The sequence below is a fragment of the Micromonospora sp. CNZ309 genome (genome assembly GCF_002846525.1).
Genome location: NZ_PJNG01000001.1, coordinates 2700189 through 2716871, shown reverse-complemented (window position 1 = coordinate 2716871; position 16683 = coordinate 2700189). Strand labels below are relative to the sequence as shown.

Below are 16683 nucleotides of genomic sequence, written 5' to 3'. Positions count from 1 at the left end.
AGGAGCCAGAATGTTGCAACCGCAGCACGATGACCCGGTCGACGAGGCCAGACAGAAGGCGATGCAGTTCTTCAGCGTCGTTTCTACCCTCAGCGAGGCCGTCGCCCGCTTTGCTGCGGTGGGCATTCAGCGCAGGGCCGCCGAGGAGGAACGCGTGGCCGGCCGGGAGCGGGCCGCCGAGGCGGCCAGCCGCGCCGCCGATCGGCTCAGCGATTCCGTCCGCGCCGACCGGGAGCGACTCGCCCGCCGGGTCGACGGCGCGTGGCTGAAGGACGCCACCCTCACCGAGGTGGCCGAGGTTTGGCGTACCGCGACGGTGCACGCCGCCGCCGGCGACCCTGTCGCACAGAAGCTCGCGGGGCTCGCACTGGACCGCCTGGGCGAGCTGCACCCGCAGTGGCGGGCTGCGTACGACCGGCAGCGAGCGGCTGGAAAGTCCGCCCCCGACGCCGCCCGCGCCGCGGCCCACGAGGTCTGGGAGAGCGAAGCGACGAGGGCCGGCGCCAGCGGCAGAGCGGCGCGACCGCACAGTGGCCCCGAGGGCCCGAAGCTGCGCGCCAGCGCGAACGGGAAGGCACTACCCGCTGGTGGGAAGGCGCTCAACGACCTGGACGCCGCCGTACGCGCTGAAGCAGGCAAACTACTCGCCGACGTCAGTCCCGAGGCGCTGGACCGGCTACAGCGTGACCTGCGCGCCAGCGGCCGGGCGCCAGCGGCGGACAGCCTCGGACTGGCACGCCAGTACGTGAGTCAGGCCCGCAAGGCAGGCGCACTGACGCCGGTGGTCGCCGACGCCGTCGACCGCGACCTGCTGGCACGCGCGGACGAGGATCGGGTGCAGGCCCGCGCCGTCGCCACACAGGACCATCCGCGCACAGCAGTCGACGAGCACACCGAGGGGCGAGTTATGGCGGCGGAGCACTACGGCTCGGCCAGCCACGGCGAGGCCGTAGCCCAGCAGCGGCGCCTGAGCAGGACTTTCGCCCCGCTGGTCGTCGGCGGAAAGGTGGACCCCGTCGTGGCCGCCAAGCGACCGGCGACCGTGGTACCGGAGCGGGCCCGTGCGGTGACCCGATGACCCGCGAGGAAACCTCAAGGCTCTCCTTCGACGAGGTGGACGGGGCGCCAGAGGATCTCACCGCCCAGGTAGCGCTGTTGACCAGGCACGTCGCCGAACTCCAGCAGGTTGTCGCCGACCGCGCGGGCAGCGACGGCGGGCAGGGACAACCACCGCTGTATACGACCGTCGAGGAGTGGGTCCGCGACTACCTCCTGCCGGGATTTCCCCGACCGGTCGGCGAGGTCGGGCTGGTGCGGTGGCACTGGTGCGAGCAGTGGTGGCGCCACGACGAAGCCGTCACCCGGCTGACCGCCTTGTGGTACGGCTGGGAACACGCCCGGCTGGAGATGACCGGCATGCTCGGCTGGCTGCGCGAACTGGACCACCACCTGCCGATGCTGCTCGGCCCCGACGGGCCATTCCGCTCCTGCGCCCCCGGCATCGACGGCAGCACTGCCCGACACAAGGCACCCACCGTGGCCGTCGCTGAGCAAGCGCCGGAGCAGTGGTGGGACTGGTGGGATACCAAGTAGGCACAGCGGCCTTCCTCTACCCGCTGGTCCTCAACACTCGTCCTGGCGGCACGGAACTGGGGGTCGAACGGTCGACGCCGGGCACGTCCTCGGCCGTCTATGGTCGATCAGTCCACGTTCCCGGAGGTAGCGCCATGGCCGAAGCCCAGCTCGCTTCGTATCGCCGTGCGGCGCTATTCGTCGACTTCGAGAACGTGTACATCGGTTTGCGCAACTCAAGCCCCGACGCGGCTACGGCGTTCGCCACTGACCCGGGGCGCTGGGTGCGGTGGATGGAGCAGGATCTCGGCCCATTCCGGGTCGACGACGACGAAGTCCCGCGGGTGCTGCTACGTCGGATCTGCTACCTGGAGCCGAGCCATTCCGGCAAGTTCCGTTCATACTTCACTCGGGCCGGGTTCCGGGTCGTGGACTGCCCGTCGCTGACGAGCATGGGTAAGAACAGTGCCGACATCCACATGGTGCTCGACATCCTCGACACCCTGACCCACCCGACCCGGTTCGACGACTTCGTCGTCCTGTCGACCGACGCAGACTTCACCCCCGTGTTCATGCGGCTGCGGGAGCACGACAGGACCTCGGCGATGCTGGTGAGCGGGCCGACCGCCGCCGCGCTGCAGTCGGTGTGCGACTTCGCGATTCCGGACATCATGTTCATCGAGGAAGCCTTGGGCCTGAGCCCGTCGCAAGCCGGAGTGGACCAGGTCCGCACCCCCGTGCCGCAGCCACGCGCGACCGCTGCTGCGCCGACCGACCGCGACAGCAACCACGTGCGGAACCGCCTCGAGGCGGCGGTGCGGCAGCTTGTGGCACAGTCGACGACACCGGTCGACCTCGCCTCCGCAGCACACCACGTCCGCAAGACCGTGGGACGGGAGGCGACGACAAACTGGGCCGGGGCGGGCGGGTTCAAGCAATTCGTCGCGGCAATCCAGAGCGACACCCTGGTGCTGGAGCCGCGCCACCCCGGCTGGCTGCTCGACCCGGCCAGGCATGAACTGGTCCAGCCCGCGAGCGCGCCGGAGATCGCCGAACGAGTGAGCCGGGTCGTCGGAGCACCGCTGATCGGCACAGACGCCTACCAGGCACTGTTCCGGTCGATCGCCGAAGAAGGCCGCGCCAACCCCGCCTTACCACAGGCGCAGGCGGAGGAGGTGATCCGTGAGGCGTGCGGCCGGCGGGGACACACGGTCACGAGGAGCGCGATCCACTTCGTGCTCATCGGCCTGAAGTACAGCGGAGTCGACTGGCGGGAAGCACGACACGACGCGGCGAACCTCGCCTCGGAGTTCGCCGGTAACGTCCTGCGGCTGACGGTCAACGCCCGGATGGAGTTGTCGGAGGCCGAGCGGGCCGCGGTGTGCGCGTGGATCCAGGACGAGCACTGAACCACGCTAAGCCCGCCGCCACTATGAACTCCGACCAGATCCCAGTGCGCTGTCATCGGCACGACCGCGCGCCCGCCACCCTTGGACGGCGGCTGCCACCCGTGACGCACGGTCAGCGGCATGAGCGACTGCGTCGGGCCAGTGACTAACGTCCCTGTCATGGCAGCAGAAGCAGCGGGAACGTTTCGTCGGACGCAGATCGAGCGATCGGACCAGCGCGTCGCATGGGAGCGGACAGACCAGGCTTTCTTCGCTGCCGGGGCGTGTCATGTCCTCGCCTGGGCATGCCGGGAGTTCTACGCGGACCGGTCGATTGAGATGGCGGCGGTGCGCTTCGCTGGCGAGCGGCAGGTCTTCCACGTCTACGCGGTCTGGGACGGCTGGGCGTTCGACCACTCAGGCTGGCATCCCGAGCCGCAGTTGCTGGCGGTCAACACAGAGTTCGAAGGCCGCCCGCTGGAGCGAGTCAAGATCACGGTCAGTCTCGCTGAGTTCTGCGAGGAGCACCACTCCCGTATGCCGAACCAGTATTGGCGCGACCCGCTTCCTCGTGCTCGCGAGTACGTGAGCCGGTACATCCCACCGTGGGCGTAGCGCCTCCGGTGCTCGCCTGTTGGCGGAAGCGAGCGCGTCACCTGATCTCACTCAGGTGATGCACCCTGACGCCCGGTCGGCGGCAGATCCGGACATCCGATCGAAGGCCGCCCGCGTGATTCCGGCTTCATGGGCACTGAACACCATGGGCTGCGGTCGGCCGAGTCACGTCCGCGCGCCCGTTTCCCTCCAACGGGCTGTGCATCAGGGCGTATGCGATCTCCACTCGCACACCTAATACTCCAGCCGGGGATTGTGATCACGGCTCGGTGAGGTCTTGTCGGGTGTAGTGGCTGGTCATGGCTTGGGCTTGGTGGCGTCGTCGGCGGATGGACCAGAGCAGTGGGTCCGCTCGGCGGCGGGTGGGTTCGATGATCAGGACGTGGAACAGGTGGCGTAGTTCGTTGACGGTCAGTCGGATCAGCCCGGCCGGTTGATGGTGGTGGTTGGCGGTCGCGGCGGCGAGGAATGCGTGGGCGAGGATCACCAGGGTGGTCCAGCGGTGCCATGACGTCCAGCGGCGGTGTTGGTGCTGGTCGAGGCCGAGTCCGGTCTTCGCGGCCTGGAACGATTCTTCGATTTTCCAGCGGCGGCCGGCGACCGTGACCAGGCGGTGGAGTGGGACGGGTTGCGGTGACCAGCAGCGGTAGAAGGCCAGTTCACCGGTGCGGCGGTTGCGGCGGGTCAGGAGCCAGTGGTGTCCGCCGTGTGCGTCGGTGGCGTGCGGTAGGGCGGTGTAGGACCAGTCGTACCAGCGGTGGCCTTTCGCGCCTCGGCCGGCGGAGATGCGCTGCCAGGCGGTGGTGGGAAGACCGGTGGCCAGGGCGTCGACGCGGTGGACGCCGAGGCTGGTGGTGACCTGGTGGGAGCGGGCCACGGCCAGGACGTAGCCCAGGCGCAGCTGACGTAGCCGGGCGGCCAGGCGTGGATCGTTGCCGTAGGCCTCGTCGCCGGCCACCCACCCGCACGGCAGCCCGGCGGTGACCGCGGTGGTGATCATCCGGGACGCCAGCTGCGGTTTCGTGGCGAACCGCACCTGCTCGGGGACACCGGCCCGTGTCCGGCGTTCGGGGTCGTCGCACCAGGATTTCGGCAGGTAGAGGGCCGCGTCGAGCATCGCGTGAGCGGTGTCGGTGGCGTAGACGAGGTGCACGGCGAGCTGGCAGTTCTCGATCTTCCCGGCCGTGCCTGAGTACTGCCGCTGGACACCGACGGTGTGCCGGCCCTTCTTCAGGTCCCCCGTCTCGTCGATGACCAGCACCGCCTCGGTATCACCGAGGTGCTGGGCGACGAACTCGCGGACATCGACACGAACGGCGGCGTCGTCCCAGCGCACCCGGGTCAACAGGTCCTGCATCCCGTCCGGGCCGCTGTCACCGGCGTGCTCGGCGATCGTCCAGCAGTTCTTCGACGGTAACGGCGCCAGCAGGCCCCGGACGAAGTCACGCACCCGACGGCGAGGCTCGGGCCTGCGGAAACGTCCCCCGACCGTCAGCATCAGGCCGTCGAACAACACCCGCCACCGCTGAGCGTCTACCCTGTATCCCGCAGCCACCGCCGCGTCATGGTCAGTCCACACAACCGCCCATGATCGACGGTGGCTGCACCCGTTCACACACCACACCAAGCCCCAGCTCAGCCAAGGTCAACATCCCCGGCTGGAGTACTAAGCTCCTCACGTGTATTTCGTGGAGCGGTCGCGCGTGGATTCTCCGTTCAGCAAGTTGGTCTTCCACGTGCCGGAAACGACGGTGCTCGGCTGGTTCCAGCGCTCCTGGCACCACGAGGACCCGGAAGCGCTTCTCGACGCCGAGATCGGCGGCGGTGCCTACGGTTTCAACTCGATCTTCGAGGCGATCGAGGAGCACCGCCTGCCCTGCCCACAGACCCTCGTCGAGCTGCGCGAACTCCTGGACGAGCACCTATCGGTCGAATCTGACGACCTGATACGCCTCGACGAGCGGGGGCTGCGGGTGCGTACCAACGACGACGAGGTGGACCTGGCCTACTTCTTCCTTGAGGACGAGGCGATCGCCGCCCACCCCGACCGGCTCGCGTACCTCGTAAACGACACTTGGCCGCTGCCGTCCGGCGCCGCCGCGCCCGGCGCGACCTTCACCCCTGACGTGGCGCTCCGCCTCGTCGGCCCACCTGGGCCCGGTCCGGATTCCGTCTATGCGGTCCGCGTCACCTGGCAGCACACCGACCACAACGGCACGAACCTGGACCAGCGGGAAGCGACCGTTTTCCCCGGCGTCAACCTGCCCGGACTTGCCGACCACCTACGCGGCATCGCCGATCCCGTGTCCCGGGAACGCTTCGACGCCGACCTGCTGCGCTGCCTCGTCGGACCCGGCGACGATGGCATCGGCCCCGCCATGGACCGTTACGTCCGCCTCGAACCATACGACTTGTCGATCCCCGGAACATGGACCGCACCCAGCCACGAGCAGACCATGCAATGGAAGCTGCCGGAGCCGCCACCGAAGGCCCGCGTCGCGGTGGATGAGCACCTCGCCCAGGCCGCCCGCTACATCGACGACTTCTTCGGCCACGAGCAACTGTTCCTCTTCGACACGCAATGGGCCGCCGCCCACCCCGACCTGGCGCTGTCCCTGCTCCGCTATGCCACCCACTGGGACCCGTTTGCGCCGTGACGGGTTCCCCAACACTCAGTTACGTCACGGGCTCCTGGCCGCCCGAATAGGTTCACCCCGGAGGCGGGACTGAACTTGCCCCATCCGCTCCTCGGCATCACGGCGCTCCGTGGCAGATCCGCTTGACGCGACTAATCCATGAAGAGCGCGGCGAGCCTCGGCAGACACCGACGGACCTCGCCGTCGTCCTCGAAGTCCCAGCCCTGGCCGAGCTCCGGGTATCTGCCAGTGACCGCACTGGGCAGCTCCATGCTCCCTGATACGACCGCGTATGCGTCCCATACGACGCCATACATGGATTCGCATTCAAGATCGAACCCGCCGTCGACGGCAACGCGTTGGACCACCGGCAGGTCGGCGAGCGTATCCGGGTCTGCCACAGCGCGTTCGAACGTCTCACGCCCCTGTGTGAGCAGCCAGCCCCGGAAGTACTCGAAGCCGTCATCGGAGCAACCGCCGTTGATCAGATAGGCCGCCTGCCGCAGGTCCCACCCGTACGACTGCGCACGCAGATCCCACAGCGGCTGCGCCAGTTCCGCGATCTTGTCGGCCGGCAGGGCAGCCAGCAGCCGCAGTGTCTGCTTGGCGACGTCCTCGGCGTCCGAGGGGTCGGCCGCAGACTCCCGTGCCTTCGCCACCACGTTCCAGAACTCGTCAACACTCATGACGCGGGAGTATGGCAGCGGTCTCCGACTTCGCCGCCCACCATTCGCCGTCGTGCCCGTGCCTGACCGCCCGTCTAGCGCACGGAGCCCTGGAAGATGAGCTGATCGCGGCAAAGTAGTGCGTGTGCATTCGTCTCGCCGAGCCTGCCGCCGGTCAGGGAAGCCCTTACGCGATCGGCTCAGGCTGGGTGGTCGGGTGGCCGGTCCAAGGTTCTCCGCGGCGGGCGCGTTGTGCGCTACTTCCCGGCGGCAGGTCGAGAACGTCGATCAAGGTCGGATCTTCGTCCACGACGTGGTGGAGGTGGCCGATCCTGCCGGTGCTGCTGTCCGCGTCCGTGGCGCCGATAAGTTGCCAGAGCCCGTCGTCAACCTCGTTGCTCACCAGCAGAACAGGTTCGCGACGTTCGAAGACCTCGATGGTCTGGATGCACGTGGTGCCCACCAGCCAGTGCCGCATCCACCACGCGCGTCGATCATGCTGCATGACGTGGTCCGCAACCCACCACACGAACGGCAGATCCTCATGGGATCGAGCCTGATCTGCGGTCAAATCCGGGCCGCCCTGTGGTACCCGCTCGAACGGCTCGTCGATGAGTGAGAACGCATGACCGTCCTGGTGCTGGAACACGACGGCGTGGAACGTGCCGCCACCTGGATTGCCGGCACCGATCCCGATCGACAGTCGGGCGACGTGGGGCTGCGACCGCGTGGTCCAGCCGAACGCGTACGAGGCCAACTCGCCGCGAGGCCCGACGAACTCGCCGAATGCGCGGCGGTCCATTCCCGCGCCCTCGCCCTCGGCAGTCGGCACCTCGACGAACGAACCTTCCAGCACCTGGACATTCACGTGGCCAACCTAGCCGAACTGCTAACCGGCTGCAGATGCGACAAGATGTCCAACGCGCCCTGTGCCTGGAACAGACTGCGGCACCGTCAGCGGCATGAGCGTGCGTCTACCGCTGGAGGTGCGTACGAGGGCCACGATCGTCACGAGGCGGCGCCGTAGCCCGCATCATCCGTCGTTGGTGCCATGGTCTCTCATGTTCGTGGATCAGCGGCAGTTTCCCTTCCTGGCCGATCTTCGGGCACGGTGGGAGGCCATCCGGGATGAGTGCCTTGCTCTGCCGCGGGGGACCTATCAGCCGTGGGTGCAACGCGAGATGTACGGCCAGGGCTGGAGCGTGTACGGGCTTGTCGCCTTCGGGGAACGGGTTGAGGAGGCGCTCGAAGCGTGCCCGAACACTGCCTCTGCGTTGACGAAGGTTCCTCACCTGACGACGCTGGGTTTTCTCGGATGGCTCCTGGCACCCAGATCAAGCCACATCAGGGGTGGGTGACGACCGTATACCGCGCGCATCTCGGGCTGGTCGTGCCTGCGGACTGCGCACTGCGAGTGGGCGACGAGACCCGGCAGTGGCGCGAAGGCAAGACCTTCGTCTTCGACGACACCGTCACGCATGAGGCGTGGAACTACGGCTCCAGCGACCGCGTCGTGTTCTTGTTTGACTTCGCCCGTCCTGGCTACGAGGACATGCCGCAGGACGAACTGCCGGCCTCGGTGGCAGGCTTTGTACGACGCGGTGGATGAGCGAGACACCCCAGCGCATCTTCACGGCCCTGTCTTATCCCGCCGTTCCGAGAACCTGGCCGAACGCCGGGTGAGCACTGCAGCATCCGAGGGCATCACGCTCCGCGCAGCGCCGTACGCGGCATGACAGTGAGTTGTCATGGCGCCCTGTCAGCATTTTCCGAACCCGTTCAGAACCGTCACTGTCCAATCGGGCGCATCACTTAGCCTGGCAAAGAAGACCGCTTCGCACCGTGTCAAAGGGCTGTCGCTCGATGGCATGATGCAGCGGTGCTCCTCACACGACGTTCCCGCCATGACGGCGTCGCGGCGCTGCTGGCCGGGCGCACCGATGGTGAACTGGCAGCGTTGTTGCGGGCCGCGTCACTCAACGGCGTGGGCGTGGGCGGCAGCTCTTCGATCGCCGACGTCGACGGCGTGCCCGTGTTCGTCAAGCGGGTCCCGATTACCGACCGGGAGCTGGCTCATCCGCACAGCACGGCGAACCTGTTCGGCATGCCAGCCCGTTGGCAATACGGCATGTACCGCCTGGCTGGCCCGGGCTTCGGCGCGTGGCGCGAACTGGTCGCGAACCAGAGCGTCACTGAGGGCGTCCTCGCTGGCGAGGCGGAGTCGTTCCCGTTGCTGCACCACTGGCGGGTGCTGCCCGGCCGCCCGCCGGTCGCGGCCGAGCACCTCGACATCGACGCCGTCGTCGCCCAGTTCGGCGGTAACCAGGCCGTACGTGCGCGGTTTGAAGCGCTGGCGGGCGCCACCGCGAGCCTCGTGCTGTTCCTCGAACATCTTCCCGACGAGCTGCCTCGCTGGTTGAGCGACCCGGTCGGCAGAGCCGCGGCGGTCGAGCGGCAGCTGTTCGAGATGGTGGCGTTCCTGCGTAACCGCGAGATGCTGCACTTGGACGGACACTTCGGCAATATCCGGGCCGACGAAGAGCGGCTCTACCTCGTTGACTTCGGGCTCGCCACCTCACCGCGCTTCGACCTGTCGGACGCCGAGCGCCACTTCGCTGCCCGCAATGCCGGTCACGATGCCGACTATGCTTCCATGCGGCTGGTGAACTGGCTGGCCACCTCGGTATGCGGGGTGCCCGTGCCGGTCGGCGGCGGTCCCGTCGCACGCGACCAGTTTGTGCGCCGATGCGCGGCCGGCGATATCCCACCGGACCTGCCGCCGCCCGTAGGGGAGATCATCGCCAGACATGCCCCCGCCGCTGCCCGGATGAACGACTTCTGCTGGCGCTTGTTCGACGGCGACCTTCAGGCCGAGTATCCCGGCAACGAGAACACAGTCCAGATCATTGCGGATCGGGCAAGTTGAGCAAGGGAACTGCACTCACATCGGCACGACCGGACGCCGACCGACCAAGCATCGTGACGTTGCGTAGCGTGCGACTCGCGGCAGATCCGGATGGTGGCCAGCGAACTCGGTTGCCGCTCTGTCGATGCCTGTGACACGGTGCAGATCCCCGACCCCCGCTCCGAGCCCCGATGACGATCTACTTCTACGGTGCCGACGAGGTTCCGTACGGCTGCTTCTCCAACTTCTCCGGCCACGGCTTCGACCTCGACGGCCACTGGTGGACGACCTCCGAGCACTATTTCCAGGCCCAGAAGTTCCCCGGTACCCGCCACGCCGAACTCATCCGGCGGACGGCGACCCCGTTGCGGGCCGCCGAGCTGGGCCGCGACCGGTCCCGGCCGCTGCGCCGCGACTGGGAACGGGTCAAAGACGACGTGATGCGCCGGGCCGTGACGGCCAAGTTCACCGCCCACGCCGACATCCGCGCCATCCTGTTGGACACCGGCGACGAGGAGATCGTCGAGGACACCAGCACTGACCACTACTGGGGACGCGGCCGGAGTGGCACCGGCAAGAACATGCTCGGACGGATCTTGATGCGCACCCGCATCCAGCTACGCGCCGACCTCACCCAGAACGCCAACACCCAGGGCCGCCGACAGCGGCGATAGCACTGAGCGCAACCATCGCGAACGCTCTGTCCGCGGCAGATCCGGATAGCTGCGGCAGGTCGGCGAGTTCAAGGTCATAGCCCTCGGACCGGCATGCCCGTCTATGCGCGCTTCTCGCCGGTACGGTGTGCCGGTGGAGACCTTGGCACAGATGCGCTCCGGAGCCACGCTCGAGCGGTTGCTCTGCCACCCCAGGCTGCCGTTGATAGCCGGTTGGGACACCGAACGCCCGGCGATCCGGATCTGGGAGTATGCGGTCGGGCAGTTGCGTGAGATTGGCGGTGTCGGTGCGGATTCGGCCGTCTACGACGCCACTGGCTATGACCGGTTCAAGCGGACACCCTCTGTCGCCTGGCATCCGGGTGAGCCGCAGCTGGTTATAGCGGACGGCAACAGCACGGCCTGCTGGACTCCTTCGGGCATCGCCGCGATCGATGGCGTTCCGCCGACCGAGTACCAACGGGAAGTGGCGTTCAGTCCGGACGGTCATACGCTCTGGGTGTCGCCCGGCGGCGGCGAGGAGGGCTGGGAGTCCTCCATCACGCTCGACCTCGCCTCCGGCGCAACCGCAATCGGCCCGCGCTGGGACACCGGAGTCGCGGCGTATCCGGGCGGTGGCCTCTTGGCCACTCTACAAAGCGATCAGGGTGCCACGCTGGTGCTGTTCTCTCGAGACACCGAGCCGGTGCTGCGGCCAATGCGGCGGGCGTTGGTCCTCGACTGCGACGGCTACGAGACACCTATCTTCAGCCCGGACGGGCGGCATTTCGCGGTGCGGGGCAACGCCTACGACAACTCGCTGGAGGTGTTCGAGTTTCCTTCGCTGCGCCGCGTTCTCGGCCTGACACTCGGGGACCCAAGTCCGGGGTACCCGTACCCGCAGGAGTGGCTGGACAGAATGCGCGCTTGGTCGCGCCACAACGTCGCGTTCGGGCCATCTCCGGGTGTTCTCTGGATCGGTACGCCGGAGGGTGCCGTCATCGAGTTCGAGATCGACGGGAAACAGGTGACCGAGTATGAGGTGCTGCCCGGGTCGATGGTGACCGCCCTGACGGCTGCCGCCACAGGCGAACTGATCGTTGCCGGCCGCGACGGCACGCTTCTGGTGCTGTCGGGGGGACGGGCCGGCCCAGCCGAGGCGTCAACTGCCGCAGTAACCGAGTTCCTTGCCGGCACCTCTGAGGCTTCGGTCATCGACATGGACCAACTTGATCTCACCGACGGAAACCGGACCTGGCAGCCCGGCGATCTGGAATCGGTCACCGACGCGTCAGACAGCGACCCGTCATGGCTGAAGATCCAGGCTGCCATGAACAGGCTCACCTAACCTCGACACGGGGGCGTTGCGCCGAGTTGCGCATCGCGGTTTGGTCGGCAAAGACGTACGACATCACCGCCTCGGCGTGGGCTGTGGTCGGCCGCGCCGCGCACAAGCTTCTCAGCGAGACACCTGTACGAACATTGGGATGATCGGCTGCGCTGATCTCGGCAAAGCCGCGAGCGCTGGCTATGTCCCGGAGGCCATGTACGCGGCGAGGATGTAGTTGGGGTGGCGGTCGAGGTTCTTGCGGGCCCGGTCGTAGCGCATGGTGGTCCGCGGGTCGGCGTGGCGGGCGGCGATCTGTACGTCGCGGAGGCTGACGCCGGCGTCGAGCATGGTGGTCACGAATGTGTGGCGCAGCATGTGGGGGTGCATCCTCGGCATACGGACCCCCGCGGCAACGGCGAGGTGCTTGAGTCGGCGGGTGGCGGCGTGCCGGTCCATCCGCTGTCCGTGGGTGTTGCGCAGGATCGGCCCGTTGGTGCGCTCGTCGACGGCCCGCTCGATGGCCCTGGCGACCGCGGGTGGCAGCGGGACGAGGGCGACCTTGCCTCCTTTGCCGCGCACGCGCAGGACCCGGTGGCCGTGTTCCTCGCCCAGGTCGGCGATGTTCGACCCGCAGGCTTCGAAGATCCGCAAACCGAGCAGACCCAAGAGCGCGACCAGTGCGAAGTCGTTCAGGTTCGGGGACTTCCGGGCGGTGGTGATCAGGGCTTCGAACTGTAGGTGACCTAGCCCGAGGGTCGGCGACTCGGCCGGCACCGTGAGCCGACGGACGTAGTCGGCCGGCGAGTGTTCCAGGATGGCGTCGATGACGCAGACCCGATAGAACCCGACCACCACCGACAGTCGCCGCGAGACCGTCGAGGGCTGGTAGCGACGCACGTCTTGCAGCCAGCGCACGTACCGCTCGATGTCCACCCGCGCCGCAGCCAACGGATCAAGGCGGTGGTCGGTGCACCAGCGCAGGAAGATCCGCAGGTCGGACTCGGTATGGACGCGGGTTTGGCCACGGTAGCGACCCAGGAAGGCCGACACTGCGGCGCGCACAACGAGTTGATCGGCAGGTACGACACTGGAAGCCGAAACAGGAGAGATAGCCATACGTCACCGTGCGTCACCATCGGCGATGAACGCCAGTCCACCTGGAGGGGCAGATCCGTGTACGCCAGCTAGTCACGCGCGAACAGGCAGCTGGACCAAGCGCTCGATCTTCAGCGGCTCGGCATCGTTGAGGTACAAACCCTCACCGGACTCTGCTTCGTCTTCTCCATCTGGATGCCACTCCCCGAAGACCGGCACAACGTTCAGCGCTCCGGTAGGACGGGGAAGCCAGCCCTGTCGGCTCCGCCTGAAAACTGGCTCTGGCACACATTCTGTGATTGATCTTGTTGATGGCTCACGGGGTGGTCAGGACGCGTTTGCGGAGGAGGTCGAGGTTCGCGCGGCCATACATCTGTCGCTTGATCGTCTTGATGCGGTTGACCTGGCCCTCGACCGGGCCTGAGCTCCAGGGCTGGGTGAGACCGGCGACGACGGCGTCGCGGTCGCTGGCCAGGCCGGCGGCGAAGCCGCGGATTTCGGGGTATCCGGCGTGGCGGGCGCGGTCGATCCAGGCGTCGAGGTGCTGCCCGGTGCCCTGGTGGCGGACCAGCGCGGCGAACCCGCGGGCGAGGTCAGCGATTGTGTCGAGGTCCGGGCAGCGGCTGCGGGCGTCGGCGAGGTCGATGCGGTCGTCGTCGGTGAGCTTGTGGCCGGGTCGCATGATCCAAGCGGTGATGCGCCGGGCCGACGGCACCCGACCTGCGGTCGCAGGGGTGGGGCGGGTGCGGTTTGTGGCGAGCCAGTCGCGCAGCACGCGCAGGCTGCCTTGATAGCCGCGAGCCAGGATCTCGGCGTGTAGCAGGGCTGTCTGGTGGACGCCGCCGGTGAGGCGTTGCCGTAGGTAGGAGTGGAACGGGGCTAGGACGCTGGGTCGGGTGCTGGCGTTCGGGCCGATCAACGCCTCGGCGGTGGCGGCATGGGCGTACTTGCGGGCGGTTCTGACGTTCATGTCGAGTCGGCGGGCGGTCGCGCTGATCGTCAGTCCTTCGGCGCGCAGGGCGTGCACGGCCGCGTGGCGTTGGCGGGTGTTCGCCGCCCGCCGCCCCGCCTCGCCCGGCTCGTCGACCGGGGCGACCAGGGCAGATGTCGGTTCGGCGTGGGTGCGTAGGCATCGGCGGTGCCCGCGGATGACTTTCTCGACGGTGTCGCTGAGGTTCTTCAGCAGGTGCCACCGGTCGGCGACCTGGATCGCGTCAGGTGCTCCCTTGCGGGCGCCCTCGGCATAGCTGCCTCCTCGATCGCGGCAGATGATCTGAACGCCAGGATGCTGGCGCAGCCACGCGGCGAGGGTGTCGGCGGTGCGGTCGGGCAGAACGTCGATCGGGCGGCGGGTATGCATGTCGAGCAGCACGGTCGCGTAGCGGTGGCCACGACGGCGGGCGAAGTCGTCCACGCCCAGCACCGTCGGCGTCACTGGCGGCGGGTCAGGCATCCGGCGGGTCATTCGGATCAACGTGGAGCGGGACACCGACACGGCCAACCGATGCGCCAACCGGCTGCCCGGTCGACCACCCAACGCCACCGCGACGGCTTCCAGGTCGCCCGCCGCTGAGACGGTGTGACGGGCATGACGGCGAGTCAGACCGGGCACTTGCTCGACGAACGTCCGCCGCTGACAACTGCTGTCGACGCAGGCGAATCGGCGGACCGTCAACGCGACCAGCACCTCATGGCCACCCAACCTGACGTCGGCCAGCCGCCGCACATACCGACCGTGCACAGTGGTCGACCAGGTGCCGCAGGCGCCACACCGTGCCCGCACCGTCTGGGTCGCCGCGCTGATCCTGACCCCGACCGCCCGGATCACCACCGCTTCCAGCCGCAGGCCCGCCAGATGCGGCAGCAACGCCGGAATGATCTCCATCCCGGCACCCAACCCGACCTACCGATGAGCACGACTCACAAAATGTGTGCCAGAGCCAAAGTTCAGCCGGCGTTGACAAGCCCAAATCCTTCGGCGGATCGAAGCGAGCGGCCCACGTGACGACGACCTCGGTAGGCGGGATCAAGACCTCGCAAAGGTCACCCTCTTGCAGCTCAGCGGGCGGGGGGGCAAGCCGCCAGAGCTGGTCAAAGTCACGGTGCTCGGGTTCGCGGGCGAAGGCACGCGTCCCATCCCAGCAGAACGCCGACTCGGGATCCGGGCGGCGCCACGGCCAGCGCACGTAGACATAGAACCGGTCAGCCCCTACCACCTTGGCACGGTGCGGTTCGCAGGAAACCAGCAGATGATCGCCGGGCCGGAACTCAACGGCATCCACGTGCGGCTCCTCAACTCCCGGTGAATCCGCGAGATCGTATCCCGCGCCTGCAGCTCGTTGGCCCGCCAGCTAACACACTCACATCGGCACGTCTGGACCTCGGCGACCGGCGCCGACATCACCGTCGGTGACGAGCGCTTCGCGGCTACCTATTGACTGGTGGTACGACCGCAGCCCGGCCAGGCTTGGTCGAGGTGACCGGTGGGGTCGCTCTCATCGCGGCTGCCCACCGCAGGCTGGTGTGGCTCTCATCTGGCGTGCGCCCCGCCGGTCACCGCGGCGGAGAGAGGCTCAAGAGGGGACTGCCCAGCTCAAGGTAGCGCTGCCCTCCCGTCGACGACCCATCGTCGGATCGAGGGAGGACACGATGGCCCAGGTCATCATCGGCGTGGACCCGCACAAGCGTTCCGCCACCATCGAAATCATCAACGCCCGGGAGAAGACAGTAGGGCAGGGTCGGTTCGGCACCGACCGCGACGGCTACCAGGCCATGCTCGCCGCCGGACGCAAGCACAAGGACCGCCTTTGGGCGGTCGAAGGCTGCAACGGCATCGGGCGGCATGTCGCTCAACGCCTGGTCGCTGACGGCGAGACCGTCGTGGACGTTCCCGCGAAGCTGTCCGCCCGGGCCCGCGTGTTCGCCACCGGCCAGGGCCGCAAGACCGACCCGGTCGATGCCCACAGCGTCGCTGTGGTCGCCCTGCGCACCGAAGGTCTGCGGCAGGTCGTCACCGACGACACCACGGTCGCGTTACGGCTGCTGGTCGACCGCCGTGACCAGCTCGGCCGGGCCCGCACCGACGTGGTCTCCCGCCTGCATCACCTGCTGCTCGAATTGGTGCCCGGCGGCGCGAAGAAGGACCTGTCCGCCCAGCAGGCACGCGCCCTGCTGGGCACCGTGCGCCCACGTGACGTGGTCGGCAAGACCCGCCGCCGGCTGGCCTCCGAGCTGATCGGCGAACTCGTCGTCATCGACAAGAAGATCAAAACCGCGAAACAGGAACTCACCGACCTGGTCAACAACACCGGCAGCCGGCTGATGAATCTGACCGGCATCGGACCGTCCGGCGCGGCCCGCCTGCTCGGCGACATCGGCGACATCGCCCGGTTCGCCAGCCGCGCCCACTTCGCCTCGTGGAACGGCACCGCACCGATCGACGCCTCGTCCGGCGACCAGAACCGGCACCGGCTCTCGAGAGCCGGCAACCGGCGCATCAACCGGGCCCTGCACATCATGGCCATCGTCCAGCTGCGCCGTGACACCGAAGGGCGCCGCTACTACCGACGCAGACTGGCTGCGGGCAAGACCCCGATGGAGGCCCTACGGGCACTGAAGCGGCGTCTGTCCGACATCGTCTACCGGCAGATGGTGGCCGACGCGAAGCTGGTCAAGACGGGCCCGGGAGGACACGCGGGGGCGACTCTGCAATCCAGCGCGGCCGACCCAAACCCCAAGATCGACACTTCGGAAAAGTCACTTCCCGGACCCGCCACACCCCAGCCTAGAACAACCCTCGCCGCCGCCTCTTGACACAGAGGGGT

General features: G+C 67.9%; 14 protein-coding genes and 1 pseudogene. 10 read left to right on the top strand and 5 right to left on the bottom strand.

Annotation, left to right across the window (positions count from 1 at the left end; translation table 11 throughout):
• Nucleotides 1-10 precede the first annotated feature (10 nt).
• From CLT72_RS10710 to CLT72_RS10695, 4 genes are all read left to right on the top strand, one after another.
• Nucleotides 11-1078, top strand: coding sequence for a hypothetical protein (locus tag CLT72_RS10710; protein WP_101411281.1), 1068 nt, complete (start codon nt 11-13; stop codon nt 1076-1078).
• The gene (locus CLT72_RS10705; RefSeq protein ID WP_101411279.1) at nt 1075-1593 is read left to right on the top strand and encodes a DUF4913 domain-containing protein; all 519 of its coding nucleotides are present in this window, start codon (nt 1075-1077) and stop codon (nt 1591-1593) included. The genes CLT72_RS10710 and CLT72_RS10705 overlap by 4 nt, the downstream gene beginning before the upstream one ends.
• Before the next feature lie 134 nt (nt 1594-1727).
• Nucleotides 1728-2981 (top strand): NYN domain-containing protein, encoded by a 1254-nt coding sequence (locus CLT72_RS10700; RefSeq protein ID WP_101411277.1) that lies wholly within the window; start codon nt 1728-1730, stop codon nt 2979-2981.
• Between the two features lie 159 nt (nt 2982-3140).
• Nucleotides 3141-3575 carry a hypothetical protein gene (locus CLT72_RS10695; RefSeq protein ID WP_101411275.1) on the top strand — a complete coding sequence of 145 codons (435 nt, stop codon included), beginning with the start codon at nt 3141-3143 and terminating at the stop codon, nt 3573-3575.
• 259 nt (nt 3576-3834) lie between these two features.
• Here CLT72_RS10695 and CLT72_RS10690 read toward each other — a convergent pair whose 3' ends face one another.
• A complete protein-coding gene (locus tag CLT72_RS10690; RefSeq protein ID WP_199184735.1) occupies nt 3835-5073 on the bottom strand; it encodes an IS701 family transposase in 1239 nt (412 codons plus the stop codon).
• Between the two features lie 181 nt (nt 5074-5254).
• Here CLT72_RS10690 and CLT72_RS10685 point away from each other — a divergent pair, with 181 nt between their 5' ends.
• The gene (locus CLT72_RS10685) at nt 5255-6232 is read left to right on the top strand and encodes a hypothetical protein (protein WP_101411271.1); all 978 of its coding nucleotides are present in this window, start codon (nt 5255-5257) and stop codon (nt 6230-6232) included.
• A gap of 131 nt (nt 6233-6363) precedes the next feature.
• Here CLT72_RS10685 and CLT72_RS10680 read toward each other — a convergent pair whose 3' ends face one another.
• Together CLT72_RS10680 and CLT72_RS10675 are read right to left on the bottom strand one after the other, a co-directional pair.
• Nucleotides 6364-6897, bottom strand: coding sequence for a DUF4240 domain-containing protein (locus tag CLT72_RS10680; protein WP_101411267.1), 534 nt, complete (start codon nt 6895-6897; stop codon nt 6364-6366).
• A gap of 166 nt (nt 6898-7063) precedes the next feature.
• Nucleotides 7064-7744, bottom strand: coding sequence for a hypothetical protein (locus CLT72_RS10675; RefSeq protein WP_101411264.1), 681 nt, complete (start codon nt 7742-7744; stop codon nt 7064-7066).
• Nucleotides 7745-7838: 94 nt separating this feature from the next.
• On the opposite strand from CLT72_RS10675, the pseudogene CLT72_RS10670 reads away from it, so the two are divergent.
• From CLT72_RS10670 to CLT72_RS10655, 4 genes and pseudogenes are all read left to right on the top strand, one after another.
• Nucleotides 7839-8485 (top strand): annotated as a pseudogene (locus tag CLT72_RS10670) (aspartyl/asparaginyl beta-hydroxylase domain-containing protein).
• Nucleotides 8486-8755: 270 nt separating this feature from the next.
• Nucleotides 8756-9802, top strand: a complete 1047-nt coding sequence (locus CLT72_RS10665) for a serine/threonine protein phosphatase (protein WP_486484226.1) — start codon at nt 8756-8758, stop codon at nt 9800-9802.
• Between the two features lie 170 nt (nt 9803-9972).
• Nucleotides 9973-10455: a riboflavin biosynthesis intermediates N-glycosidase gene (ybiA, locus tag CLT72_RS10660; protein ID WP_101411259.1), complete on the top strand. Its 483-nt coding sequence runs from the start codon at nt 9973-9975 to the stop codon at nt 10453-10455.
• A 133-nt stretch (nt 10456-10588) separates the two neighbouring features.
• Nucleotides 10589-11782, top strand: a complete 1194-nt coding sequence (locus CLT72_RS10655) for an alpha/beta hydrolase (protein ID WP_199184545.1) — start codon at nt 10589-10591, stop codon at nt 11780-11782.
• Nucleotides 11783-11962: 180 nt separating this feature from the next.
• On the opposite strand, the gene CLT72_RS10650 is transcribed toward CLT72_RS10655, so the two are convergent.
• A complete protein-coding gene (locus tag CLT72_RS10650; protein ID WP_101411255.1) occupies nt 11963-12880 on the bottom strand; it encodes a tyrosine-type recombinase/integrase in 918 nt (305 codons plus the stop codon).
• A 295-nt stretch (nt 12881-13175) separates the two neighbouring features.
• On the bottom strand, nt 13176-14744 hold the full coding sequence (locus tag CLT72_RS10645; protein ID WP_101411251.1) for an ISL3 family transposase: 1569 nt from the start codon (nt 14742-14744) through the stop codon (nt 13176-13178).
• 764 nt (nt 14745-15508) lie between these two features.
• On the opposite strand from CLT72_RS10645, the gene CLT72_RS10640 reads away from it, so the two are divergent.
• A complete protein-coding gene (locus CLT72_RS10640; RefSeq protein WP_101411247.1) occupies nt 15509-16672 on the top strand; it encodes an IS110 family RNA-guided transposase in 1164 nt (387 codons plus the stop codon).
• Nucleotides 16673-16683: the final 11 nt, after the last annotated feature.